Source organism: Roseateles sp. FW305-36 (genome assembly GCF_058787015.1).
This window is the reverse complement of record NZ_JBYSZK010000010.1, coordinates 17,738-39,951: the sequence shown is the minus strand read 5'-3', so window position 1 is coordinate 39,951 and position 22,214 is coordinate 17,738. Positions and strand designations below refer to the sequence as shown.

25 protein-coding genes are annotated in these 22,214 nt (G+C 67.8%); 7 read left to right on the top strand and 18 right to left on the bottom strand.

The window, feature by feature from the left end; genetic code table 11:
• Positions 1–21: 21 nt before the first annotated feature.
• From AC3WOE_RS18795 to rpsP, 5 genes are all read right to left on the bottom strand, one after another.
• On the bottom strand, positions 22–705 hold the full coding sequence (locus tag AC3WOE_RS18795) for a CoA pyrophosphatase (protein WP_492692578.1): 684 nt from the start codon (positions 703–705) through the stop codon (positions 22–24).
• 66 nt (positions 706–771) lie between these two features.
• Positions 772–1,125: a 50S ribosomal protein L19 gene (gene rplS, locus AC3WOE_RS18790; protein ID WP_492692576.1), complete on the bottom strand. Its 354-nt coding sequence runs from the start codon at positions 1,123–1,125 to the stop codon at positions 772–774.
• A gap of 125 nt (positions 1,126–1,250) precedes the next feature.
• Positions 1,251–1,991, bottom strand: a complete 741-nt coding sequence (trmD, locus tag AC3WOE_RS18785; RefSeq protein ID WP_492692574.1) for a tRNA (guanosine(37)-N1)-methyltransferase TrmD — start codon at positions 1,989–1,991, stop codon at positions 1,251–1,253.
• A gap of 9 nt (positions 1,992–2,000) precedes the next feature.
• Positions 2,001–2,591, bottom strand: a complete 591-nt coding sequence (gene rimM / locus AC3WOE_RS18780; RefSeq protein WP_492692572.1) for a ribosome maturation factor RimM — start codon at positions 2,589–2,591, stop codon at positions 2,001–2,003.
• A gap of 5 nt (positions 2,592–2,596) precedes the next feature.
• Positions 2,597–2,857, bottom strand: coding sequence for a 30S ribosomal protein S16 (gene rpsP, locus AC3WOE_RS18775; RefSeq protein WP_492692571.1), 261 nt, complete (start codon positions 2,855–2,857; stop codon positions 2,597–2,599).
• A 203-nt stretch (positions 2,858–3,060) separates the two neighbouring features.
• Here rpsP and AC3WOE_RS18770 point away from each other — a divergent pair, with 203 nt between their 5' ends.
• The gene (locus AC3WOE_RS18770; protein WP_492692569.1) at positions 3,061–3,609 is read left to right on the top strand and encodes a GNAT family N-acetyltransferase; all 549 of its coding nucleotides are present in this window, start codon (positions 3,061–3,063) and stop codon (positions 3,607–3,609) included.
• Positions 3,606–4,031 carry an NINE protein gene (locus AC3WOE_RS18765; RefSeq protein ID WP_492692568.1) on the top strand — a complete coding sequence of 142 codons (426 nt, stop codon included), beginning with the start codon at positions 3,606–3,608 and terminating at the stop codon, positions 4,029–4,031. Before AC3WOE_RS18770 ends, AC3WOE_RS18765 begins: the two co-directional genes overlap by 4 nt.
• On the opposite strand, the gene AC3WOE_RS18760 is transcribed toward AC3WOE_RS18765, so the two are convergent.
• From AC3WOE_RS18760 to murJ, 10 genes are all read right to left on the bottom strand, one after another.
• Positions 4,025–5,035 (bottom strand): inorganic phosphate transporter, encoded by a 1,011-nt coding sequence (locus AC3WOE_RS18760; protein WP_492692567.1) that lies wholly within the window; start codon positions 5,033–5,035, stop codon positions 4,025–4,027. The genes AC3WOE_RS18765 and AC3WOE_RS18760 overlap by 7 nt on opposite strands.
• Positions 5,036–5,125: 90 nt before the next feature.
• Positions 5,126–5,773: a DUF47 domain-containing protein gene (locus AC3WOE_RS18755; protein ID WP_492692854.1), complete on the bottom strand. Its 648-nt coding sequence runs from the start codon at positions 5,771–5,773 to the stop codon at positions 5,126–5,128.
• A gap of 114 nt (positions 5,774–5,887) precedes the next feature.
• A complete protein-coding gene (locus AC3WOE_RS18750; RefSeq protein WP_492692853.1) occupies positions 5,888–7,081 on the bottom strand; it encodes an SLC13 family permease in 1,194 nt (397 codons plus the stop codon).
• On the bottom strand, positions 7,029–7,505 hold the full coding sequence (folK, locus tag AC3WOE_RS18745; RefSeq protein ID WP_492692565.1) for a 2-amino-4-hydroxy-6-hydroxymethyldihydropteridine diphosphokinase: 477 nt from the start codon (positions 7,503–7,505) through the stop codon (positions 7,029–7,031). The genes AC3WOE_RS18750 and folK overlap by 53 nt, the downstream gene beginning before the upstream one ends.
• Positions 7,502–9,037, bottom strand: coding sequence for a polynucleotide adenylyltransferase PcnB (gene pcnB / locus AC3WOE_RS18740; protein ID WP_492692564.1), 1,536 nt, complete (start codon positions 9,035–9,037; stop codon positions 7,502–7,504). The genes folK and pcnB overlap by 4 nt, the downstream gene beginning before the upstream one ends.
• A complete protein-coding gene (locus tag AC3WOE_RS18735) occupies positions 9,034–9,702 on the bottom strand; it encodes an HAD family hydrolase (RefSeq protein WP_492692562.1) in 669 nt (222 codons plus the stop codon). Before AC3WOE_RS18735 ends, pcnB begins: the two co-directional genes overlap by 4 nt.
• A complete protein-coding gene (locus tag AC3WOE_RS18730; RefSeq protein WP_492692561.1) occupies positions 9,699–10,388 on the bottom strand; it encodes an HdaA/DnaA family protein in 690 nt (229 codons plus the stop codon). Before AC3WOE_RS18730 ends, AC3WOE_RS18735 begins: the two co-directional genes overlap by 4 nt.
• Before the next feature lie 84 nt (positions 10,389–10,472).
• Positions 10,473–11,534 (bottom strand): AI-2E family transporter, encoded by a 1,062-nt coding sequence (locus AC3WOE_RS18725; protein WP_492692560.1) that lies wholly within the window; start codon positions 11,532–11,534, stop codon positions 10,473–10,475.
• Between the two features lie 26 nt (positions 11,535–11,560).
• A complete protein-coding gene (locus tag AC3WOE_RS18720; RefSeq protein WP_492692559.1) occupies positions 11,561–12,418 on the bottom strand; it encodes a SirB1 family protein in 858 nt (285 codons plus the stop codon).
• Positions 12,419–12,420: 2 nt separating this feature from the next.
• Entirely contained in the window at positions 12,421–13,983 is a 1,563-nt protein-coding gene (gene murJ, locus AC3WOE_RS18715; protein ID WP_492692558.1) for a murein biosynthesis integral membrane protein MurJ, read from the bottom strand.
• A 120-nt stretch (positions 13,984–14,103) separates the two neighbouring features.
• Between murJ and rpsT the strand changes: the two genes are divergently transcribed.
• Positions 14,104–14,400, top strand: a complete 297-nt coding sequence (gene rpsT / locus AC3WOE_RS18710) for a 30S ribosomal protein S20 (protein WP_492692556.1) — start codon at positions 14,104–14,106, stop codon at positions 14,398–14,400.
• Between the two features lie 317 nt (positions 14,401–14,717).
• On the opposite strand, the gene AC3WOE_RS18705 is transcribed toward rpsT, so the two are convergent.
• Together AC3WOE_RS18705 and AC3WOE_RS18700 are read right to left on the bottom strand one after the other, a co-directional pair.
• Positions 14,718–15,581, bottom strand: coding sequence for an alpha/beta fold hydrolase (locus AC3WOE_RS18705; RefSeq protein ID WP_492692555.1), 864 nt, complete (start codon positions 15,579–15,581; stop codon positions 14,718–14,720).
• 82 nt (positions 15,582–15,663) lie between these two features.
• Positions 15,664–16,002 carry a DUF3579 domain-containing protein gene (locus AC3WOE_RS18700; protein ID WP_492692554.1) on the bottom strand — a complete coding sequence of 113 codons (339 nt, stop codon included), beginning with the start codon at positions 16,000–16,002 and terminating at the stop codon, positions 15,664–15,666.
• A gap of 152 nt (positions 16,003–16,154) precedes the next feature.
• Between AC3WOE_RS18700 and AC3WOE_RS18695 the strand changes: the two genes are divergently transcribed.
• Together AC3WOE_RS18695 and argF are read left to right on the top strand one after the other, a co-directional pair.
• Entirely contained in the window at positions 16,155–17,360 is a 1,206-nt protein-coding gene (locus tag AC3WOE_RS18695; protein WP_492692553.1) for an aspartate aminotransferase family protein, read from the top strand.
• Positions 17,357–18,319 carry an ornithine carbamoyltransferase gene (gene argF, locus AC3WOE_RS18690; RefSeq protein WP_492692552.1) on the top strand — a complete coding sequence of 321 codons (963 nt, stop codon included), beginning with the start codon at positions 17,357–17,359 and terminating at the stop codon, positions 18,317–18,319. The genes AC3WOE_RS18695 and argF overlap by 4 nt, the downstream gene beginning before the upstream one ends.
• 221 nt (positions 18,320–18,540) lie before the next feature.
• Here the strand turns inward: argF and AC3WOE_RS18685 are convergent, their stop codons facing one another.
• Positions 18,541–19,143: a PEP-CTERM sorting domain-containing protein gene (locus tag AC3WOE_RS18685; RefSeq protein WP_492692551.1), complete on the bottom strand. Its 603-nt coding sequence runs from the start codon at positions 19,141–19,143 to the stop codon at positions 18,541–18,543.
• A gap of 157 nt (positions 19,144–19,300) precedes the next feature.
• On the opposite strand from AC3WOE_RS18685, the gene AC3WOE_RS18680 reads away from it, so the two are divergent.
• Both AC3WOE_RS18680 and AC3WOE_RS18675 read left to right on the top strand, forming a co-directional pair.
• Positions 19,301–19,756, top strand: a complete 456-nt coding sequence (locus tag AC3WOE_RS18680; RefSeq protein ID WP_492692550.1) for a copper chaperone PCu(A)C — start codon at positions 19,301–19,303, stop codon at positions 19,754–19,756.
• 101 nt (positions 19,757–19,857) lie between these two features.
• A complete protein-coding gene (locus tag AC3WOE_RS18675) occupies positions 19,858–22,140 on the top strand; it encodes a hypothetical protein (protein WP_492692549.1) in 2,283 nt (760 codons plus the stop codon).
• The last annotated feature ends 74 nt before the right edge of the window (positions 22,141–22,214 follow it).

Sequence of the window (22,214 nt, the reverse complement as noted above, 5' to 3'; positions counted from 1 at the left end):
GCCGGGATGATAGTGGCGCGCTCAGGCGCCGCTGAGCAGTCGGTAGAGGTTGCGCAACATCGCCGCGGTTGCCCCCCAGATGAAGTACTCGCGTTCCCCGCCCTGCCAGGGCATGGAGAGGAAGCGTCGCTCAGATCCGGCGAACTCGAAACGGTGGTGGCGGTGGTGGGCCGGATTCATCAGGAAGGCCAGCGGCACCTCGAAAGCCTCGGCGACCTCGAAGTCGTCGAGCTGGAGCGTGAACTCCGCCTCGACCAGGCCGACGACGGGCGTCACCTGGAAGGCCGTCACCGTCGAATAGACGGGCAGCTGGCCGATGATTTCGATGTGCTGGCGGGACAGGCCGATTTCTTCCTCGGTCTCGCGCAGTGCCGTGGCGACGGGGCCGTCATCCTCGGGCTCGACGCGGCCACCGGGGAAGCTGATCTGACCCGCGTGGTCGCGCAGATGGTCGGTGCGGCGCGTCAACAGCAGGTTCAAACCCGTTTCCCGCTGCACCAGGGGCACCAGCACGGCCGCACCGGCCGGCTCGCGGTCGGCGAACAGGCCGCCGTCACCGGCGAACTCGGGCGTCCAGGCCGCCACCGCAGCCAGGCGGGCGCGGATGGCCGAGGCCGTCAGCGCCAGGTCGGGCACCGCGGGAAGATGATCGTCGACGCTCGTGACCGGCACGAGCTGGGGCTGGGTGATGGCAGGACGTTTCATGCGCAGAAAAGACAAAAGCCGCCGAGAGCGTAGCTCTGGCGGCTTTGGCGGTGGGGAACCGGCTGATTAAGCCAGCTTCTCCTTGATTCGAGCCGACTTGCCCGAACGCTGGCGGAGGTAGTACAGCTTGGCACGGCGGACGTCGCCGCGGCGCTTGACTTCGATGGTCGCGATCAGCGGGCTGTAGAGCTGGAAAGTACGCTCGACGCCTTCGCCGCTGGAGATCTTGCGGACGATGAAGCTGCTGTTCAGGCCGCGATTGCGCTTGGCAATGACGACGCCTTCGTAAGCCTGCACGCGCTTGCGGGTGCCTTCAACGACGTTGACGCTGACGATCACGGTGTCGCCGGGGGCGAAGGCCGGGATGGTCTTGTTCAGGCGAGCAATTTCTTCTTGCTCGAGGGTTTGGATCAGGTCCATCTGTACTCCTAGGGATCTTGGCGGCTCGCTATTTATCGGGATGTTTGCAGCTCTGAAATCAGAACCACTCGACCCGCCAGAGGATCGGACAGCCCGCAAGTATAGCCCGTAGATGCGGGTTTTGCCTAGAGCTTGGCCAGGAAGACCTCGTCGGCCTTGCTCAGGCGGCCGGCGGCGCGGGCGGCGGCGATCAGGTCGGGGCGACGCGCCGCCGTCAGCGCCAGGGATTGCTGGCGGCGCCAGCGGCGGATGTCGGCATGATGGCCGGACAGCAGCACGGGCGGAACCTCGCGGCCATCGGGCAACACTTCGGGACGGCTGTAGTGCGGGCAGTCCAGCAGGCCGTCCGAGAAGCTGTCCTGCTGGTGGGATTTCGCATCGCCCAGCACGCCGTCCTGCAGGCGCGCGACGGCGTCCAGCAGCGTGATGGCCGGCAGTTCGCCACCCGACAGCACGAAGTCGCCCAGGCTGAGCTCCAGCGTCACATGGCGGTCCAGCACGCGCTGGTCTATGCCCTCGTAGCGACCGCAGAGCAGGACGGCGCCGGGGCCGGCGGCCAGTTCTTGCACGCGGGCCTGATCGATGCGGGCACCGGTCGGCGTGAAGTGGATGACAGCCGGAGCCGCCTCGCCGCGATCGGCTTTGACGGCTGCCAGGGCCTTTTCCAGCGGTTCGGCCAGCATGACCATGCCGGGACCACCGCCATAGGTGCGGTCGTCGACGCGGCGGTAGTTGTCCTCGGCGAAATCCCGCAGCGGCCAGAGGCGCACGTCGACCTGGCGGCTCTCGAAGGCGCGCCGCGTGACGCCATGCGTCAGATGCGGCGCGAACAGCTCCGGGAAGATCGTCAGGACGTCGAAGCGCATGGCTTCAGCTCAGAAGTCGAGGCCCCAGTCGACCGTGATCCGCTTCGCTTCGAGATTCACGTCGTCGATGAAGTTGCCGACGAAGGGGATCAGGCGCTCCTGGTCGGGCTTGGCGGGCTCTTCCACGCCGGGCGGCAGGATGCGCAGCACGGCATGCGGGCCGGTGTCGATGAGGCCGATGACGCGCCCCAGGGCCTGCGACTCGCGGTTGACGACGTCCAGGCCGATCAGGTCGATCCAGTAGTACTCACCGTCCGGCGTGCGCGGGAAGGCGCTGCGGGGGATGTGGATCTCGTGGCCGCGCAGGGCCTCGGCCGCATTGCGGTCGTCCACGCCTTCGGCCGTGGCAACGATGCCCTCGCCCTGCTCGCGCACCGAACGCACCGCCAGCACCAGCTGACCGGGCTTGGGGCCGGTGGACTTCAGGTACCAGCACTTGGCACTGAACAACGCGTCCGCATCAGCCGAATAGGCCTGCACCTTGAGGCCGCCCTTGATGCCCCAGGCATCGAGGATGCGGCCCACCGGCACGAGATCGTCGGGCCAGGAAGCAAAAGACGGCGCCGAGGCGCCGTCTTGCTGAGGCTTGTTGCCTGCCACGCGCTTTAGGCGGCGGCGACAGCAGCCGTCTTGGCTTCGCCAACCAGGCGGGCCACGGTGGGCGACAGCTGGGCGCCGACGCCGAGCCAGTAGCTCACGCGGTCCTGCTCGACGCGCAGCTTCTCGGCAGCGCCGGAAGCGACGGGGTTGTAGAAGCCGACGCGCTCGATGAAGCGGCCGTCACGACGCTGGCGGCTGTTGGCCACGACGATGTTGTAGAAGGGGCGCTTCTTGGAGCCGCCGCGAGCCAGACGAATCACAACCATGATGTTTCCTAAAATTTGGGTGACTACCGCACGAGGAGACACTCAGGGCGAGCAAGTCGAAAAGCAGGAACCCCCTGCAGGGCCAGCCACTGTAGATACGCCGCAGCCCTTCTGAACGGTACAGACAGGACAGCGACCAGCGCCGAAAACCGAGCATTATAAACTCGACTGCACCCGTGTTGAGTAGTTCTCGAATCCGACAGATGTCACAGCCAGCCGCCGCCAATTCGCCCCTGACCCTGCGCCCCAGCACCGACGCCGATCTGCCCGCCATCCAGGCCATCTACGCCCAGGCCGTACTCGAGGGCACCGGCACCTTCGAGACCGAAGTGCCTGGCGTCGAGGAGATGGGCCGACGCCGCGCCGAGGTGCTGGGCCGCCACCTGCCCTGGCTGGTGGCCGAGCGCGCTGGCGAAGTGCTGGGCTACGCCTATGCCAACTATTTCCGCCCTCGCCTCGCCTACCGCTTCTGCGTCGAGGACTCCATCTATCTGTCTCCCGCGGCCCAGGGCCAGGGCGTCGGCCGGCTGCTGCTGGCCGAGCTGATGGCCCGCTGCGAGGCTGCCGGTGCGCGCCAGATGCTGGCCGTCATCGGCGATGCGAACAACGCCGGCTCGGTTGGCGTGCACACCGCATTGGGCTTCCAGCACACCGGTGTGCTGAAGAGCGCCGGCTGGAAGTTCGGCCGCTGGCTGGACGTGGTGCTGATGCAGCGCCCACTGGGCCTGGGCGACAGCGTGGCCGCCGAATGAACGGCACCAAGCACAAGGCCGTGGCGACCTGGCTGGCCCTGACCGTCGGCGTGTTCGGCCTGCATCGCTTCTATCTGCACGGCTTCAAGGACCGCTGGGCCTGGGCTTTCCCGTTGCCGACCCTGGTGGGCCTGATGGGCCTGCAGCGCATGGATCATCTGGGCCAGGACGACCGCCTGGCCTGGCTGCTGATTCCCTTCCTGGGCGTCAGCCTGGTCGCCGCGCTGTTGGGCGGCATCATCTACGGCCTGATGCCCGACGAGCGCTGGAACGAGCGGTTCAACCGGGGCCAAGCGGCCGCCACGGGCGGCTGGGCTGCCGTCATCGGCGTGGTGCTCTGCCTCCTCATCGGCGGCACCACGCTGATGGCGACCATCGCCTTCAGCGCCCAGCGCTATTTCGAATCCCAGGTGAATCAGTAGAGTGCGAAGCTGATCCAGTAGCAGACGCCGGCCATCAGCGCCGCGGCCGGGATCGTGAAGATCCACGCCCAGACGATGCTGCCGGCCACCCCCCAGCGCACGGCCGACGGACGCTGCACCGAGCCCACGCCGACGATGGCGCCGGTGATGGTGTGCGTGGTCGACACCGGCACGCCCAGGGCCGTGGCCAGGAACAGCGTGATGGCGCCGCCGGTTTCGGCGCAGAAGCCGCCCACCGGCTTGAGCTTGGTGATGCGCTGACCCATGGTCTGCACGATGCGCCAGCCACCGAACATCGTGCCCAGGCCGATGGCGATGTAGCAAGCCACGATGACCCAGGTCGGCGGTGCCTTGTCGCCGACGCTGACCATGCCGGCCGCGATCAGCAGCATCCAGATCAGGCCGATGGTCTTCTGCGCATCGTTGCCGCCGTGGCCCAGGCTGTACAGGCCGGCCGAGACCAGCTGCAGCCGCCGGAACCAACGGTCGATGCGGATGGGTGATTTGTGCCGGCAGATCCAGGCGACCAGAACCATCATCAGCGAGCCCAGCAGATAGCCCAGCAGCGGCGACACGATGATGAAGGCCACCGTCTTCCAGATGCCGCCGGCGACCAGGGCCGACGGACCGGCCTTGGCAACGACAGCGCCCGCAATGCCACCGATCAGCGCATGCGATGAGCTCGACGGAATGCCCCACCACCAGGTGACGAAGTTCCAGGCGATGGCGCCGATCAGCGCACCGAAGACGACGTGATGGTCCACCACGCCGGGCTCGACGATGCCCTTGCCGACAGTGGCGGCCACCTTGAGCTGGAAGATGGCAATGGCGACGACGTTGAAGAAGGCGGCGAACAGCACGGCCTGCTGGGGCTTCAGCACGCCGGTGGAAACGACGGTGGCGATGGAGTTGGCCGCGTCGTGAAAGCCGTTCATGAAATCGAACAGCAGGGCCAGCACGACCAGCAGGGCCACCACCCAGAAGGCGATCTCAGCGGATGCCATGTCAGTGCCGCCCGGCCGCCCGAAGGCGCTGACGCGCCCCCGCGGGGGGCAGCGAACGAAGTGAGCGTGGGGGTTGAATCATGGCGCCGATCAGGAGTTCTCGAGGACGATGCCCTCGATCAGATTGGCCACATCCTCGCAGCGGTCGGAAATGGATTCGAGCTGTTCGTAGATGGCTTTGAGCTTGATCAGCTCGCGCACATCCTCCTGCTCACGGAACAGGCGCGACATGGCGGCGCGCATGACGCGGTCGGCATCGGACTCCAGGCGGTCGATCTCTTCGCAGGTCTTCAGCGCGGCCTCGGTCGTGGCCGGCTTGCTGAGGTGGGGCAGCAGCGTCACGGCATGCTGCACGCGCTCGCAACAGCGCACCGACAGCGTGCACAACTGCAGCACCTGCTCGGGCACAGCACGCACGTCGTACAGCGACAGCGTCTCGGACGAGTCCTGCAGCAGGTCGAGGATGTCATCCATCGCATTGATCAGGCCGTGGATCTGCTCACGGTCGATGGGCGTGATGAAGGTGCGGTGCAGCAGCCGGTTCACTTCGGCCGTGACGCGGTCGGCGGCATGCTCGGCTTTGTCGACCTCGTCCGCGTACTGCTGGCGCAGCGCCGGGTCGGCATAGTTCTCGATCATTTTCTGGAAAGCGCGCGCACCTTCCAGGATGAAGCCGCCATGCTCGTTGAACAGCTCAAAAAAATTGCCCTCGCGGGGCAGCAGCTTGCCAAACAACATGGCCATCCTTGGATTTCTGGAAGGCGCGGAGTTTACCGGGCGCCGTCACGGAATCGTCATCGGAATGACACGAGGCTGCGGCAGCCGCGCTTTCGAGCGGGTCCAACGCCCGCGTCAGCGCAGCCCGCCCAAGAAGAGCAAGCCGTAGCCCAGGGCCGCCGCAGCCAGCAGCGCCGGGACCGCATAGGCGTGAAAGCTCAGCCAGGCCCTGCGGTCGCCCGACAGCCTCAGCGCGATCAGGTTGGCGAGCGACCCGACCATCCACCCGAAGCCGCCGACGTTCACGCCGTAGGCCAGCACACGCCAGTCCTGCGAAAACTCAGCCAGCGCGATGGCCGCCGGCACGTTGCTGATGAGCTGGCTCGCGCCGATGGAAACCGCATACAAGTTCGTCGCCCGATCCAGCTGGAGGCCCAGCATCGCCTCGTGCACCACCAGCAGCCCGGCCAGCAGGCGCAGGTCGATGAACATCAACACGAAGACCAGCAACAAGCCCCAGTCGAGCTGCGCGAGCACGGCCGGACGGGTGAGCAGGAACACAGCGAGCACCGCCGCGACCGCCCAGCCGGCGTGATGCATGTCCGTCGCGACCAGGAAGGGCAGGTACAAGGCCAGCGACACGGCGAGAAGCCGCCGATCCAATGGCGCGGGGCCGACCTCGTCGTGGGCGTGGATGGCCCTGCCGCTGAAGGTGAAGGCCGTCAACGCGAGCAGGGCCACCATCAGCGCCGCGACCAGCGGCAGCAGATGCCAGACAAACGCGCCGAAGGACACCTTCGCCAGCTGCCAGAGGAAAAGATTCTGCGGGTTGCCGATGGGCGTCAGCGCTGAACCAACATTGACGGCCAGGGCCTCGAACACGATGAGCTGGGTCGCCGGCATCCGCGTGAGGCGGCACACGTCCAGGGTCAGCGGCACGACGACGAACAAGGCCACGTCGTTGGTCAGCACCGTGGACAGCAGCGCGGCCGCCGACACCAGCGCGAGGGCCGCGGCACGCTCGGTGGCCATGGCGTCAACCAGTGCATGGCCCAGACGATTCAGCGCACCGCTGAGCTCCAGTCCCTTGGTGAGGGCCAGCAGCCCGGCCAGCGCGGCGAGGGTCGGCCAGTCGACCAGCGAGCCATACGCCGTGATGCGCCCGGGTGCGTAGAGGCTGAGCAGCAGCAACCCGGCCAGCAGAACAAGGAAGAACCGGTCCTTGCGCAGGCCCTGCAACACCCTGACAAGCGGGTTCATCGGCTGGATCTCGGTTTCAAGGCGACAACGGCGAAAAACGCTCGATGCGCTGGGATTGCCAGGCGTCACCGGCGGCAAGGCCTGACAGCTCGGGGGCGATCTCCAGCAAGGGGCGCAGCACGAAGGCGCGCTCACCCAGGCGGGGGTGGGGCAGCGTCAGTCGCGGCGTGTCGAGGACCTGATCGCCATGCAGCAGCAGATCCAGGTCAAGGGTGCGCGGCGCATTGCGGTAGGGCCGCTCGCGCCCATGGGCCAGCTCGATGGCCTGCAGGGCGTCCAGCAGCTCGAGGGGCGGCAGTTCGGTGTCCAGCGCCGCAACGGCATTCAGGAAGTCCGGCCCCCCGGCGTCCACCGGCGCGCTGCGCCAGGCGCTGGACAGTGCAACGAGACGAGTGTCGGGAAGCGTCGCCAGCGCGCGGGCGGCCCGGGTCAAGCTGTCCAGCAGGTCGGCGCCCAGGTTGGCGCCGAGGCCGACATAGGCACGCGAGCTCACTCGGCAGCAGATGCGGGCGCCGCGGCGCCCTCCCCGCCCCCGGGCTTGCGGCGACGACGGCGGCGCTTCTTGGCAGGAGCGTCAAAGGCGGCCGGCTCGCCGCTCTCGCCCGCCGGTGCTTCGGGCCGAGGCGCGCGGATGACGCGCGGCTGCTTTTGCTGGGTGGTGCGAGCGTCAGCCAGCAGGGCCTGGCGGTCATCGTCGCTGCCCAGGGCGAAGTCCTCCCACCAGTCGGCCAGCGCCGGATCGATTTCGCCGACGTCGGCGCGCAGGCGCAGGAAGTCGAAGCCGGCACGGTAGCGCGGCTGCTCGATGAGGCTGAAGACGCCGGAACCGCTGCGGCGCTCGAAGCGCGTCTGCATCATCCAGATCTCGCGCATGTCGGCGGCCAGCTTGCCGCGACCGGAGATGTCGCCGATGCGGGCATCGAAGACGGCGTCGATGGCCTGGGCCAGGGCCGGCACGGGCGGCTCGCCGCCGTCGCGGGTCCTGGTCCAGCGGTCCAGCACCTCGTGCCAGAGCATGCAAGCCAGCATGAAACTCGGGCTGACGCCGCGGCCTTCGTTGACCCGACGGTCGGTATCCTCGAAGGCCTGGCGCACGAAGTTGCCGCGGATGCCTTCATGCAGGTCACCGGTCTCGGTCAGCATGGCGTCCAGCACGGCGAACACGCCGCGCCCGAGGCCCAGCTTCTTCAGCTGCGCGATGCTGGCCAGGGAATGGCCGGTCTGCAGCAGCTTGATCATCTCGTCGAAGAGGCGCGAAGCCGGCACATTGGCCAGCAGGGCCGACGAGGCCTTGACCGGGGCCAGCGTCTTCTTCTCCAGCTCGAAGCCCAGCTTGGCCGCGAAGCGCACGGCGCGGATGATGCGGACCGGGTCCTCGCGGTAGCGGGTCTCGGGATCGCCGATCATGCGCAGCAGCTTGGCCTTGGCGTCAGCCAGGCCGCCGTGGTAGTCGACGACGAGGCGGCGCTGCGGGTCGTAATACATCGCGTTGACCGTGAAGTCGCGGCGGGCGGCATCCTCGATCTGCGGGCCCCAGACGTTGTCGCGCAGCACGCGGCCGCTGGCGTCGACAGCGTGGTGCTTGCCGTCGAGCTCGGCCTTGGCCGTCTTCTCGTTGCCAGCCACGGCTTCAGATTCGGTCGGCAGGGCGCGGAAGGTCGAGACCTCGATGACCTCATGCTCGCGGCCGCGGCCGTAGACGACGTGGACGATGCGGAAGCGCCGGCCAATGATGAAGGCGCGGCGGAACAGGCCCTTGACCTGCTCCGGCGTGGCGTTGGTGGCGACGTCGAAGTCCTTGGGGCGCATGCCCAGCAGCAGATCGCGCACGGCGCCGCCGACGATATAGGCCTCGAAGCCGGCGTCGGTCAGCGTCTTGACGACCTTGACGGCGCGCTCGTCGAGCAGGTCCGGGTTGATGCCGTGGACGTCGGCGGGAACCTCGACCCGCTTGCCCAGCGGGCTGGTCTTCTTGGGCGCCGCGGCAGGCTTGCCGAGCAGCTTGTCGATGAACTTTTTGATCATGCGAAGAGGTGCAACTGGGGCCAGCCCCGCTCGGCGGCGATGGCGGCGAGCGTCGGGCTGGGATTGGTCGCCACCGGGTGGCTGACGCGTTCGAGCAGCGGGAGGTCGTTGGTCGAGTCGCTGTAGAAGGTCACGCGCTCGAAATCGCGCCATTGTGCCCCCAGCCCCTGCAACCAGCCTTCAACACGCGCGATCTTGCCTTCCCGGAAGCTCGGAATGCCGCGAATGGCGCCGGTGTAGCGCTGCTCGGCGTCGCGCTCCAGCTGGACGGCGATCAGGTGCTCGATGCCGAAGGCTTCGGCAAACGGCCTGGTGACGAATTCATTGGTGGCCGTCACCAGGGCCATCAGGTCGCCCGCCGCACGGTGTTTCTCGACCAGGGCCATGGCCTCGGGCCGCAGCGCCGGCTTGCCGATCTGGGCCATGAAGCGCTCGCGGATCGCCAGCGCCTCTTGCAGGGGCCGGCTGCGAAAAGCCGACGTGGCGAAGTCCACATAGGCCGGCAGATCCAGCGTGCCGGCGTTGTACTGCGCGAAGAACTCGTCGTTCCTGGCTCCCCAGGCCGCGCCATCGACCCAACCCACCTCGACCATGAAGGCGCCGAAGGAATGATCGGAATCCACCGGGATCAGCGTCCCGTCGAGGTCAAACAGCGTCAGATTCATAAATTGGGGTCGGAGTCAATTTTCTCTTGATCGGCCAACATGGCCTTCAGCAGCGGCAGCGTCAGCGCGCGTTTGCTGGCCATGGCGAATTCGTCCAGGCGCTCGAGCAAGGCCATCAGGCCCTTGAGATTGCGCTCGAAGCGTGTCAGCAGATAGCTCAGCACATCGTCGCCGAGCAGCAGGCCGCGGCGGTCGGCCTCGCGGCGCAGCACGGCGCGCATCTCGGCCTCGCGCAGGGGCTCGAGCGCAAAGCTCGGGCCCCAGCCCAGGCGTGTGCGCAGATCCTCGCGCACGGCCAGGTCGACGGCGGGCGCATCGGCCGTGGCGACGACGGTGTAGCCCTGCCCTGCCGATTCGACGAAGAGGGCGAAGGCCGCATGTTGCTGGCCGGCGTCGAAGCGTTGGCAGTCGTCCAGCAGCAGCAGGCTCTCGTGAGCCGGCAGTTCCCAGGGCAAGGTGGTGTCGGCGTCATACCAGGCGACGCGCTGGCCGGCCGCCTGCCAGCGCTCGGCCAGGGCCTGCAGCAGGTGGGTCTTGCCGGCGCCGGTTGGGCCCCAGAGCAGCACGGGCGGGTCGCCCGGCATCAGGCCGGCAAGATAGGCCAGGGCCTCGGCATTGGCGCCGGGCAGGAAGTTGTCGAAGCTGTGCGCGGGCGGTGCCAGCAGCGCAAGGGGAATCTGCCTCATCGTCAGTGCCGCGCGGCCGCCCGAAGGCACTGACACGCCCCCTCGGGGGGCAGTGAACGGAGTGAGCGTGGGGGCATTCTTTGATCAGCGGAACAAGGAACTCGCGAGATAGGCCTTGTGCAGGCGCTTGACCGCCACGGCGGCCACGGCGGACAGCGGCAGCGCGATCAGCACGCCGACAAAACCCAGCAGATGGCCGAAAGCCAGCAGTGCGAAGATGACCATCAGCGGGCTCATGCCGATGCGCTCGCCGACGAAGCGCGGCGTCAGCACGAAGCTTTCCAACAGCTGGCCGACGCCGAAGACGATGGCGACGGAGACGACGCCGTAGAAGCTGGCGAACTGCAGCAGGCCGGCCAGCAGCGCCAGCACCAGGCCCAGGCCGAAGCCCAGATAGGGAATGAAGACCGCCAAGCCGGTGAAGACGCCGATGGGCAGGGCCAGGTCGAAGCGCGCCACCGCCAGCCCGACGCTGTAGAAGATGGCCAGGGCGCCCATGACGAGCAACTGCCCGCGCAGGTACTGGCCCAGGGTCTCGTCGCATTCGTCCAGGAAGCTGCCGACCGAATCGCGCGCCGCCGGCGGCACCAGGGCGCGGACGCGCTCGACCAGGCCTGGCCAGTCGTCCAGCAGATAGAACAGCACGACGGGCAGCAGCACCGCATTGCCGATGAAGGCGAGCAGGAAGCTGCCACCGATGCGGGCCGAGCTCAGCGCCGTGGCCAGCCACTCCTCGAAATTGGCGTCCAGATACTTCAGCACGAACGCCTTGATGCTGGCCGGGTCGAGCTGCAGCTGGAAGCCATACTGGGCCAGCCAGGGCGCCACCTTCTCGTTGGCGACCTTGGCCAGGGCCGGGATCTGCTCGCGCAGCGCCGGGATCTCCTTGCTGAGGATGGGCAGCACCAGCAGCAGCAGAGCCAGCAATGCCATGGCGAACAGCATCTCGACCATCAGCACCGCGAGCGAACGCGGCATGCGCTTGTTCACCAGGGCCTGCACCGCCGGTGCCAGCGCATAGGCCAGCACCAGGGCAGCGATGAAGGGGGCCAGCACGGGCGACAGCAGCCACAGCAGCAGGATGAGGGCGAGCGCGACTCCACCCCAGACCAGGGCGGTGCGTTGGTACTTGCTGAGCTTCATCATGGGGTTGAGCGGGCGGGCGCGGATTGTCACTGAAGCGGCGGCCGGGCCTGATCGAGCAGCACGGCCAGGCGGGCACGCAGATCGGGGGCATCGGGCGCATCGGCCCTCTCGGCAAGATAGAAGCTCAGGTCCTCGGCCGCAGCGGCAAAGGCGCCCAGCGATGCCAGCACCAGGCCACGATCGCGGCGCTCCGACGGGTCGCCGGGCAGCAGGATGACGAGGCGCTGCTGCACGGCCAGCAGACGCGGCCAGTCTTCGGCGGCGCGGTGCACTTCCTTCAGGTTGCGCAGCATGCGGGCCAGGATCTGGCGCGGCGCCGCAGCACGCAGGAAGAATTCGAGCGGCAGTTCCAGGTCGTCCGGCAGCCCGCTGCCCTGGCGGTAGAGGGCCAGGCGCTCGTCCAGGCGCGAGGGCGACAGGGATTCGCCGGTGAAGGGGTCGATGATGGCCTCGCCCAGGCCGATCTTGCACTTGACGAGGAAGTGGCCGGGAAAGGCGACGCCGGATGCACGCAAGCCGGCCTGCTCGGCCAGCTCCAGCAGCAGCACGGCGAGCGTGATGGGCAGGCCGCGGCGGGTGTCCAGCACGCGATGGACGTAGCTGTTGTCCGCGGCGTAGTAGTTGTTCAGATTGCCGGCAAAACCCAGATCGCGATGGAAGAAGTGGGTCAGCTGGCGCAGGCGCTGGGCGGGTGCGGCGTCACGGGGGATGCGCTCGCGCAGGCGGCGCGCCAGGCCGTCCACGTCGGCCAGGACGGCCTGGACGTCGAGCCTGGGATGCTCGTCCTGGGCCAGGCTGACGGCGGCTTCGAGCAGGTTCAGCCCCTGGTCCTCCGCCACCAGCGCGGCGAAGTAGTCCAGCGGGGTCGGCGCCGCGTATTTCATCGTCAGCTCGGACGGCCCAGGGCCTTGGGCCGCATGCCGACCAGCAGCAGCACCACGAAATAGACGACCGCACTGCCCGCCAGACTGGCGGCCATGGCCAAGGCACGATGGAGCTCATGGGCGCCCAGCGCAATCCAGTCCAGCCGCGACGACAAGCCCCACTGCAGCAGTCCCATGGCGGCACAGCCTGTCGCCACGCGCAGCGAGAAGCCCATCCAGCCCGGTTCGGGGCGGTAGCTGCCCAGCTTCTTCAACCCCCACAGCAGCCAGCTCGCGTTGACGAGGGCGCCCAGGCCGATGGACAGGGCCAGGCCGGCGACGCCGACCCAGGGCACGAAGACGAGGTTGAAGCACTGGGTCAGAACCAGCACGCCGACGGCGATCTTGGCCGGCGTACCGGTGTCCTGGCGGGCATAGAAGCCCGGCGCCAGCACCTTGACGGCAATCAGGCCCATCAGGCCGATGCCCCAGCCCATCACCGACTGGGCCGTGTGGGCCACATCGGTCGCCGTGAAGGCGCCACGGTGGTAGAGCACGGCCGTCAGCGGCTGCGCAAACACCAGCAGCGCGACGGCACAGGGCAAGGCGAACAGCATCACCATGCGCAGGCCCCAGTCGAGCAGGCGGCTGTAGCGCTCGGTTTCGCCCGAAGCCTGAGCGGCCGAGAGCTGGGGAGTCAGCACGGCGCTGAGGGCCACGCCGAGCAGGCCGATGGGGAATTCCATCAGGCGGTCGGCATAGTTCAACCAGGAGGTCGCGCCCTCGGCCAGCCGGCTGGAGATCTGCGTATTGATCATCAGCGACAACTGGGACACGCCTACGCCCAACAGCGCCGGGCCCATGTTGATCAACATGCGCTTGACGCCCGGATGGGCCTGCGACTGGCGAAATCCGCGCCAGCTCCACCGCATGCGCGGCCGCATGCCGATGCGGCTCAACGCCGGCCACTGCACCGCCAGCTGCAGCAACCCGCCCAGCATGACGCCGGCCGCCATGCCATAGATGCCGGGATAGCCGGCACGCTCCAGCGGCCCCACCAGGGCCCAGCCGCAGGCGATCATGCTCAGGTTCAGCAGCACCGGCGACGCCGCCGGCACGACGAAACGCCGCCAGGTGTTCAGGATGCCGGCCGACAGTGCGACCAGGGACATGCAGCCGATGTAGGGGAACATGAAGCGCGTCATGACCACCGAAGCGTCAAACGCCGGCGCCGCCAGCCCGCCGCCGAGCAGCCATACGAGCAGGGGCGCGGCCACGATGCCCAGCAATGACGTCGCTGCCAATGCCCACAGCAGCACCGTTGCCACGGCGTCGATCAGGTCGTGCGTGGCCTCGTCCCCCTGCGTGGCGCGGGAAGCGGCCAGCAGCGGCACGAAGGCCTGGGAAAATGCGCCCTCGGCGAACAGCCGGCGCAGCAGATTGGGGATCCGGAAGGCCACCAGGAAGGCGTCGGTCATCGCCGAGGCGCCAAACAGGCCAGCCGTCATCTGCTCGCGAACAAGGCCGGTGATGCGCGAGGTCAGGGTCAGAAGGGAGATGGTCGACGCAGCGCGCAGCAGATTCATGGCGGCGGATTATCTGTGTCGCCCATGACGTCCTTTGCGATACTGCGGCCAGGCACTTGGCTTTAACCCTGATTCCAGGCTATACTCGCTGTCTTTGCACCAACTGGGTATAGATACAGCATGGCAACCAGCTCCAAAGCCAAGAAGAAGACGGTTCGCCTGGCATCGGGCCGCAAGCGCGCCCGCCAGGACGTCAAGCTCAACGCCGCGAACACCGCGCTGCGCTCCAAATTCCGCACTGTCATCAAGAACGTGCAAAAGGCCGTGACGGCCGGCGACAAGCCCAAGGCCGCCGACCTGTTCAAGGCCGCCCAGGCCGTCATCGACTCCGTCGCCGACAAGGGCATCTTCCACAAGAACAAGGCTGCTCGCCACAAGAGCCGCCTGTCCGCCAAGATCAAGGCGCTCGCCGCCTGATAACCAAATCCAGCTCTGGTGCAAGCAGAAGGCCCGCGAAAGCGGGCCTTCTGCATTTCAGCGTCCATAGCTCCAGTTCTCACCCCTGCATTTGCATTGCGGGCCGAGCGCCGGGCCTGCCTTGGGCCAGAGGCCCATGGCCTTGCGTAGGCACAAGCAGTCCGCAGGGACTGCTTGTGTCCGACTCCAGTTCGCCTAGCCGGCCCGCCAGGGCGATGTGCAAGCGGCTCAACGCCGCTTGCATCGCCGTCCCCGCGGGGGGACCGACTGAACTCGCTCGCGTTCAGCGACGCGAGGCCAGGCGAGGGGTCAACAATCTAGTGCCACTCCCCCGCCACGACGCCCTGGATGCTGCGGTCCCGCAGCCACTCGGCCACGGCACGGGCGACCCATTGCGGATCGTCCAGCGGCAGGTCATGGCCGGCCTTGGTGTGCAGGCGCAGCGGCGCGCCCCACGCCCGGCTGATGGCTTGTGAGCAGCGCCAGTCGACCAGGTTGTCGGCCTTGCTGCACAGCAGCAGCATGGGCGCGCCGGGGCGGGTCCGGCTGGCGCGGTAGCGCATGCTGGCCAGCAACTGGCGCGCCGTGTTGCGCACACCCAGCGGATGCTGGCGCTGCAGTTCCACCCAGCGGTCGATGACGGCCTGCGGCGGCGTCAGGCGCGTCGTCAGGCTGAGCACCCTTTCCTCGCGCATGCGGGCGCTGAATCGACTCAGGGACAGCAGCAGCAGGCCCAGATAGTTCAGGGGCCGCGGCTTGCGGAAGAGTTCGCTGAAAGGCCGCAGGCTGGGATTGATCAGCACGCCGGCCTCGATCTCCTTGGGGTAGCGGCTTGCCCATTCACTCAGCACGGCCGCGCCCAGCGACATGCCGACCAGGGATACCGGCCCACTCACGCCCTGGCGCTCCAGTTGCGCCCGGCAGGCATCGACGATGACAGGGACCTGGGTGGGACTGGCCTGGCGGCGCAGCGCGCCCGTACCGGGCAGATCCAGCATCACCAGCTTCGAGGTCGGTTGCAGCACGCGCAGTTCCCGCAGCAGGTGCTCGGGAAAGACGCCCCAATGCCCGCTTTCACGAGACAGCCCGCGCAGCAGCACCCAGACGGGCGCCGTCGCCTCGGCCACGACGGGTTCGATGCCCATGGGCTGGGTGGCGGCGCCGACGGCGCTGGGGTTCATCGACGGGTGTCCAGGCATTGCCAGCGAGGATAACGGCGCCACGCCGGCGCGCGCCTCGGGAGTCTCGCTAGGAGACAGTCGTTCAGGTGCCCGGTTTGCCGCCCGGCCCGTCGGGCAGCAGGCAGGCATCGGCGACTTGCAGGTTGTTGTCGCGGGCGAAGTTCATGACGAAATCCCAGGCCATGGGCTCGAGTCGCTTGAGCTCCTCGTTGACGATGACGCATTTCACGCCATTGATGACGGTGGGCACGCACAAGGGGGAATAGCCGATGTAGGCGCCGATGCCACCACGCGCGCCGCCGGGGCGAAAACAGGACATCGCCCCGGCCAGCCGCTCGGCCCAATCGCTCGGGCGGAAGGTGCGTCCATCCAGAGTGACACCTTGGATGAAGACTTCGCGCGGCGGGGGGGCAACGGTCATGAAACGGGGGCTTCGCGGCTACAGCGGAGGGGCCGCTGCCAAAGACCGCTATTGTGCCTCGGCGCGGCCTCATCTGCTGCGGCGCAGCAAAAGCCGGAACATCGACTCTAGAATCAAAAGTCCACTTTTTTCTCAACTCAATCGGAGACCCGATGAACGCTGTCCCTGCCTCGTCCGAGCCCCATGTGATGCCGACCTACGGCCGCCTGCCCGTTGCGCTTTCGCACGGCCAGGGCTGCTGGGTCTGGGACACGCAGGGCCGACGACTGCTGGACGCATTGGGCGGCATCGCGGTCAACACGCTGGGGCACAACCATCCCCGCCTCGTGCCCGCCCTGCAGGATCAGGTCGCCAAACTGATCCACACCAGCAACTACTACGTGGTGCCGCTGCAGGAAAAGCTCGCCGCCAAGCTCTGCGAGCTTTCGGGTCTGGCCAATGTCTTCTTCTGCAATAGCGGACTGGAGGCCAACGAGGCGGCTTTGAAGATCGCCCGCAAGTTCGGCCACGACCGCGGCAACGACTCGCCCGAAGTGCTGGTCTTCGAAGGTGCCTTCCATGGTCGCTCGATCGCCACCCTGTCGGCCACGGCCAATCCCAAGATCCAGGCCGGCTTCGCGCCGCTGGTGCCGGGCTTCGTGCGCGTCAAGCTCAACGACACCGCCGCCGTCGAGGCCGCGATCGCCGCCAATCCCAACATCACGGCCATCTTCCTGGAGACCATCCAGGGCGAAGGCGGCATCAACCCGGCCCGCATCGAGTTCCTGCAGGCCCTGCGCCGCATCTGCGACCAGCACGACCTGCTGCTGATGCTGGACGAGGTGCAATGCGGCATCGGCCGCACCGGCAAGTGGTTCGCCCATCAGTGGGCCGGCATCAAGCCGGACGTGATGCCCCTGGCCAAGGGCCTGGGTTCGGGCGTGCCCATCGGCGCCGTCGTCTGCGGCCCGCGCGCCGCCGGCGTGCTGAAGGCCGGCAACCATGGCACCACCTTCGGCGGCAATCCGCTGGCCATGCGCGCCGGCGTCGAGACGCTGACCATCATGGAAGAGGACGGCCTGCTGGCCAACGCCGAAGCGGTCGGCACCACGCTGCGCGGCGCATTGGCCGAAGGCCTGGCCGGCGAGCCCGGCTTGGTCGAGATCCGCGGCCAGGGCCTGATGCTGGGCATCGAACTCGACCGACCGGCCGGCGCGCTGCTGACCCAGGCCCTGGACGCCGGCCTGCTCATCAGCGTCACGGCCGACCGCGTCGTGCGCCTGCTGCCGCCGCTGATCCTGACCCACGACGAGGCGCGCGAGATCGCCGCCCGCCTGGTGCCACTGATCAAGACGCTGCTCGCGCAGCCCAAGCCATGAAGCCGGGGGACGCACTGATGCGCCATTACCTGCAGTTCAAGGACTTCCGCGCCGAGGAATACGCCCACCTGTTCGACCGCGCCGCCATCATCAAGCGCCGCTTCAAGAACTACGAGAAATACCAGCCGCTGCAGGACCGCACGCTGGCCATGATCTTCGAGAAGGCGTCCACCCGCACCCGCGTCAGCTTCGAGGCCGGCATGTACCAGATGGGCGGCTCGGTCGTGCACCTGACGACGGGCGACAGCCAGCTGGGCCGCGCCGAGCCGGTGGAAGACTCGGCGCGCGTCATCAGCCGCATGGTCGACATCGTCATGATCCGCACCTTCGAGCAGGACAAGATCGAGCGTTTCGCGGCGCACTCGCGCGTGCCGGTCATCAACGGCCTGACCAACGAGTACCACCCCTGCCAGATCCTGGCCGACCTGTTCACCTTCATCGAGAACCGCGGCATGGACCGCCGTGGCGCCATCGACATGGACTGCCTGAAGGGCCGTGTCGTGGCCTGGGTGGGTGACGGCAACAACATGGCCAACACCTGGCTGCAGGCGGCCGAGATCCTCGGCTTCAAGGTGCATGTCAGCACGCCCAGCGGCTATGGCGTCGACCCCGCCGTGGCCGGCATCAAGGACGACAGCTGCTACCGTGTCTTCAAGGACCCGCGCGAAGCCTGCGAAGGCGCCGACCTGGTGACGACCGACGTCTGGACCAGCATGGGCTACGAGGCCGAGAACGAGGCCCGCAAGGCGGCGTTCGCGGACTGGTGCGTGGATGCCGGCATGATGGCCCGCGCCAAGCCGGATGCCCTCTTCATGCACTGCCTGCCGGCGCATCGCGGTGAGGAAGTGGCGGCAGAGGTGATCGACGGGCCGCAGTCAGTCGTCTGGGATGAGGCTGAGAATCGCATGCACGTGCAAAAGGCACTCATGGAGTACCTTTTGCTCGGCCGCATCGGCTGAAAGCCGAGGTGGCGGCCCTCCCAGGGCCGGCATGCGATTCGGGGGGCACTCACTTTGCGCAGCCAAGTGAAGCCGCGAAAGCGGCGGGTGCACACCAGAACAGCATGCACGTGCAGAAGGCACTCATGGAGTACCTGCTGCTCGGCCGCATCGGCTGAAGCTCGCCAGGAAGCAAAAAGCCGGCTGTTCGCACAGCCGGCTTTTCCTTTGGCTGAAGGAACTCAGCCGCGACGGTTGCGGCGGCTCGCGACCAGCATGCCGCCGCCGGCGGCCAGCAGCAGCGCCAGCTGGCCGGGTTCCGGCACGGCCGAGATGTTGTCGAAGGCCGCCACGTTGGCTGCACCGGTGAAGTCGAAGGACAGCGCACGGCCGCTGAACTGGAAGCTCGCGGCGGTCCAGCTGTCATAGGCGTCGCCGGTGTTGGCGGCCAGGTCGAAGACGCCCAGCAGCGTGCCGGTGCCGTTCAGGCCGGAGTAGGCCTTGATGGCGCCGGTGATGGCGCTCGGGCTGGCATAGAAGAAGTCGAGCTCGCCGCCCACGCCGGCAGCGACGTTCATGTAGGCCGCGGTGTTGACCACACCGTCCAGCTGCGCAAAGCCCACGCCCAGCGGCGACGGCGCGTTGCCGTAGTAGCTGAAGCTGGGGTCGTTGGACAGACCCACCATGTTGCTGAACACGACGCCGGAGGCGGCGTAGGCGTTGTCCACGGCCTCGCCGTAGCTCCAGGTCTTCTCGAAGTCGACGAGGAACTGCGTCGCTGCAAAAGCGGGCGCCGACAGCGACAGGGACAGGCCCAGGGCAGAGACGAAGGCGGAAAGTTTCATGAAGGCACTCCAGGCAGCAGGGGTTGGCTGAAAACGTCGGGGCGCAGTGTGGTTGTCGTTCACGACAGCCGCGTGAAGATTTGCCCGCCTGAAGACACACCCTTCATTCGCGGGGGTTTCACGGCCGCTTCATCGACCGCTGCGATGGTCCCGGCCCATGTCTGCCGTCGCCCTGCCCCGCCGCCATCTGCTGCTCTCCGCCAGCGCCGCCTATTTCGGACTCGCCCGCCCGGCCCGGGCCTGCGAGTTCTTCAGCAGCCATCTGCGCATCTGGCACCCCTGGACCCGCTCCACCCGGGTCGATGCCGACACGGCGAAGCTGTGCATGCGCTTCGACGAGGTGCAGCGTGCTGACCGGCTGATCGGCGTCGAGACCCCGGTGGCCGCGGGCGTTCGACTGGCCGGCCCCGGTGCGCCCGCGACGGCGCAAGGCCTGTCCCTGCCCATCCGCGAAGGCGAGACGCTGACGCTGACAGAGGACGGCCTGCACCTGGAGCTGCTCGACCTGCAGCAACCCCTGCAGATCGGCCGCAGCTACCCGCTGCGCCTGCTGTTCGAGTTCGCCGAGCCGGTCAACGCCACGCTCAACGTCGACTTCTCCGGCCTGCGCTGAAGGGCTGGAAAACGTCGCGATGCCGTCACGGCAGGGTCACGACCACTTCCTAGCATCCGCCCCGTTTTAGCCCTCCCCCATTTCCTCCTGGAGCCGCTTCCATGACCCACTTCTTCACCAAGAGCCAGATCGCCTTGGCCGCCCTCGCGGCCCTCGGCAGCGCCGTCGTCATCGCCCCGACCGTGGCCTCGGCCGCCGGCAAGGCCGCCGGCAAATACGTGTCCGGCGACTTCCACAACCACACCACCTGCTCGGACGGCTCGATCTCCATGCAGAAGCTGGTGAAGAAGGTCACCGACAAGACCGACACGCCCTGGGGTCTGGACTGGTTCGTGCAGGCCGGCCACGGCGGCAACGGCAACCGCAATTGCACGCTGGTCGAGGACGCCACGCTGTCCACGCCGGCCTACCCCTATGTGGCCGGCCAGGGCCCGACGACGACCTGGTCCAACAGCATCGGCGCCGCCAACCTGAAGGGCAACGGCGGTGGCGTCGGCGGCAACGGCAATATGTGGCGCTGGCAGTCCATCCAGGAGTACCAGTACCCGGTGCTCGAATACCTGTCGGTGCAGAAGAACCTGCCGCTCTTCATCGGCCTGGAGTCCGTCGTCGCCGGCCACGAGCACTCGTCCATGTCCGTCATCACCGGCCAGATGCCCACGGCCATCGACACCATCACGCTGCCCAACACGCCCGGCTACACCGCCACCGGCAATGCCACGGCACTGGCCAAGTGGTCCTACTGCTTCGACCGCGGCGACACCGATCTGAGCCGCGGCAACGTGACCGGCTCCAACGTCGGCAACAACTGGGATTGCAGCAACCCCGACAGCGCCGACTCCACCTCCGCCACGCTGGGCTGGAACGCCACGGGCCAGAAACTGCTGCAACCCGGCGGCGCCGGCACCGGCACCAAGGGCCATCTGAAGACCGTCGAGGCGCTGAAGTGGATGGCCAAGTTCCATCCCACCGGCAGCTACTACGTGCCCGCCCACCTGGAGCGCGCCGGCCCCTTCAATGCCGATGGCAACAACGGCTACAACATCGAGCATCTGCGCAACTTCAACAACGCCGCGCCCAACGTCGCCTTCGGCTTCGAGTCGCAGCCGGGCCACGGCGCGGCCAACAACCGCGGCGAATACCAGGTCAAGCGCAACAACATCGCCGGCGTGCTGACGGACTCCGTCGGCGGCACCACCTTCGGCGGCACCGGCGTCTATGCCGGCCAGGTCGGCGGTGTCTGGGACGCCCTGCTCGGCGAAGGCCGCAACTGGTGGTTCTTCGCCAGTTCCGACTGGCACAACCGCGGCAGCTTCGGTCCGGACGACCGCCGCTCCAGCCAGGACTTCTACCCCGGCGAATACCAGCGCACCCATGTGATGGTGCGCAACGGCGCCGACAAGCTGCGCCCGCAGACCATCGTCGACGGCCTGCGCACGGGCAACGTCTGGTCGTCCACCGGCCAGTTGATCGACCGCCTGGCCTTCGTCGCCTGCGCCTCCTACGCCGGCCCGGGCGCCCGCTCCAACGCGGCCGTCGAAGCCCTGGCCGTGGCCGCCGCCACCAAGGCCACCGACATCGACACCGCCGGCTGCGCCACCATGGGCGAAAAGCTCGTCGTCCGCCCGGGCGCCGAGATCGTCGTCGCCGTCGTGCTGCGCGACCCGGACGGCACCAACTTCGCGCCCTACAGCTTCCCCAACCCGTCACTGGCCCAGGTCGGCATCAACCAGCCGATCAACCAGCCGGTGCTGGACCATGTCGACGTGATCCGCGGCATGGTGACGGGCTACAAGACGCCGGGCGCCGCCGACTACGCCGGTGAATGGCCGCGCAACACCAACTGGCTGAAGACCGACGGCACGACGACGGGCCTGGCCTCGGTGCCGGCCGCCGCCAAGAACACCTCGGCCGCCATCCTGAAGACCTTCAGCGGCAACGGCGGCACGGCGTGGACGACGGTGCAGTCGGGCGTGGACAACACGACCTTCCTGAAGATGAGCTTCCGCATCCCCGCGGTGCAGGCTTCGCAATACGTGCGTCTGCGCGGCAGCAACCTGCCGGCCTCGGTGCCCTACGAGACCGATGCCAGCGGCAACCCGCTGTCGGACGTCTACACCAACGCCAACGACACGACGATGCTGCGCATCCCCTGCACGACGGTGGGCAGCAATGTCCCCGCCAACGGCGCCAACTGGACTCAGGCCAACGGCACCATCGACGGCTGCCCGGCCCACCTGGCCACGGCCACCGGCGCCACGAACCCGATCGCCGGCCAGAAGGCGGTGTCCTATGACATCGCGGCCTGGTCCGACCTCTGGTTCTACAGCAACCCGATCTACGTCGAAGTGACCGGCTCGACCCTGGTCGCCGGCGTCAAGTAAGCGCAGCAGCGCTCCCCAAGACAGCGGCGTGGGCCTCGCGGCCCGAGCCGCTGTCGTCGTTCTGTCTTGTTCGC

Excerpts from the sequence above, each read along its gene's own strand:
- AC3WOE_RS18795 (WP_492692578.1), bottom strand. The coding sequence starts at position 705 with ATGAAACGTCCTGCCATCACCCAGCCCCAGCTCGTGCCGGTCACGAGC.
- rplS (WP_492692576.1), bottom strand. The coding sequence starts at position 1,125 with ATGGACCTGATCCAAACCCTCGAGCAAGAAGAAATTGCTCGCCTGAAC.
- trmD (WP_492692574.1), bottom strand. The coding sequence starts at position 1,991 with ATGCGCTTCGACGTCCTGACGATCTTCCCGGAGCTGTTCGCGCCGCAT.
- rpsP (WP_492692571.1), bottom strand. The coding sequence starts at position 2,857 with ATGGTTGTGATTCGTCTGGCTCGCGGCGGCTCCAAGAAGCGCCCCTTC.
- AC3WOE_RS18770 (WP_492692569.1), top strand. The coding sequence starts at position 3,061 with ATGTCACAGCCAGCCGCCGCCAATTCGCCCCTGACCCTGCGCCCCAGC.
- AC3WOE_RS18765 (WP_492692568.1), top strand. The coding sequence starts at position 3,606 with ATGAACGGCACCAAGCACAAGGCCGTGGCGACCTGGCTGGCCCTGACC.
- AC3WOE_RS18760 (WP_492692567.1), bottom strand. The coding sequence starts at position 5,035 with ATGGCATCCGCTGAGATCGCCTTCTGGGTGGTGGCCCTGCTGGTCGTG.
- AC3WOE_RS18755 (WP_492692854.1), bottom strand. The coding sequence starts at position 5,773 with ATGTTGTTTGGCAAGCTGCTGCCCCGCGAGGGCAATTTTTTTGAGCTG.
- pcnB (WP_492692564.1), bottom strand. The coding sequence starts at position 9,037 with ATGATCAAAAAGTTCATCGACAAGCTGCTCGGCAAGCCTGCCGCGGCG.
- AC3WOE_RS18735 (WP_492692562.1), bottom strand. The coding sequence starts at position 9,702 with ATGAATCTGACGCTGTTTGACCTCGACGGGACGCTGATCCCGGTGGAT.
- AC3WOE_RS18730 (WP_492692561.1), bottom strand. The coding sequence starts at position 10,388 with ATGAGGCAGATTCCCCTTGCGCTGCTGGCACCGCCCGCGCACAGCTTC.
- AC3WOE_RS18725 (WP_492692560.1), bottom strand. The coding sequence starts at position 11,534 with ATGATGAAGCTCAGCAAGTACCAACGCACCGCCCTGGTCTGGGGTGGA.
- AC3WOE_RS18720 (WP_492692559.1), bottom strand. The coding sequence starts at position 12,418 with ATGAAATACGCGGCGCCGACCCCGCTGGACTACTTCGCCGCGCTGGTG.
- murJ (WP_492692558.1), bottom strand. The coding sequence starts at position 13,983 with ATGAATCTGCTGCGCGCTGCGTCGACCATCTCCCTTCTGACCCTGACC.
- rpsT (WP_492692556.1), top strand. The coding sequence starts at position 14,104 with ATGGCAACCAGCTCCAAAGCCAAGAAGAAGACGGTTCGCCTGGCATCG.
- AC3WOE_RS18705 (WP_492692555.1), bottom strand. The coding sequence starts at position 15,581 with ATGAACCCCAGCGCCGTCGGCGCCGCCACCCAGCCCATGGGCATCGAA.
- AC3WOE_RS18700 (WP_492692554.1), bottom strand. The coding sequence starts at position 16,002 with ATGACCGTTGCCCCCCCGCCGCGCGAAGTCTTCATCCAAGGTGTCACT.
- AC3WOE_RS18695 (WP_492692553.1), top strand. The coding sequence starts at position 16,155 with ATGAACGCTGTCCCTGCCTCGTCCGAGCCCCATGTGATGCCGACCTAC.
- argF (WP_492692552.1), top strand. The coding sequence starts at position 17,357 with ATGAAGCCGGGGGACGCACTGATGCGCCATTACCTGCAGTTCAAGGAC.
- AC3WOE_RS18685 (WP_492692551.1), bottom strand. The coding sequence starts at position 19,143 with ATGAAACTTTCCGCCTTCGTCTCTGCCCTGGGCCTGTCCCTGTCGCTG.
- AC3WOE_RS18680 (WP_492692550.1), top strand. The coding sequence starts at position 19,301 with ATGTCTGCCGTCGCCCTGCCCCGCCGCCATCTGCTGCTCTCCGCCAGC.
- AC3WOE_RS18675 (WP_492692549.1), top strand. The coding sequence starts at position 19,858 with ATGACCCACTTCTTCACCAAGAGCCAGATCGCCTTGGCCGCCCTCGCG.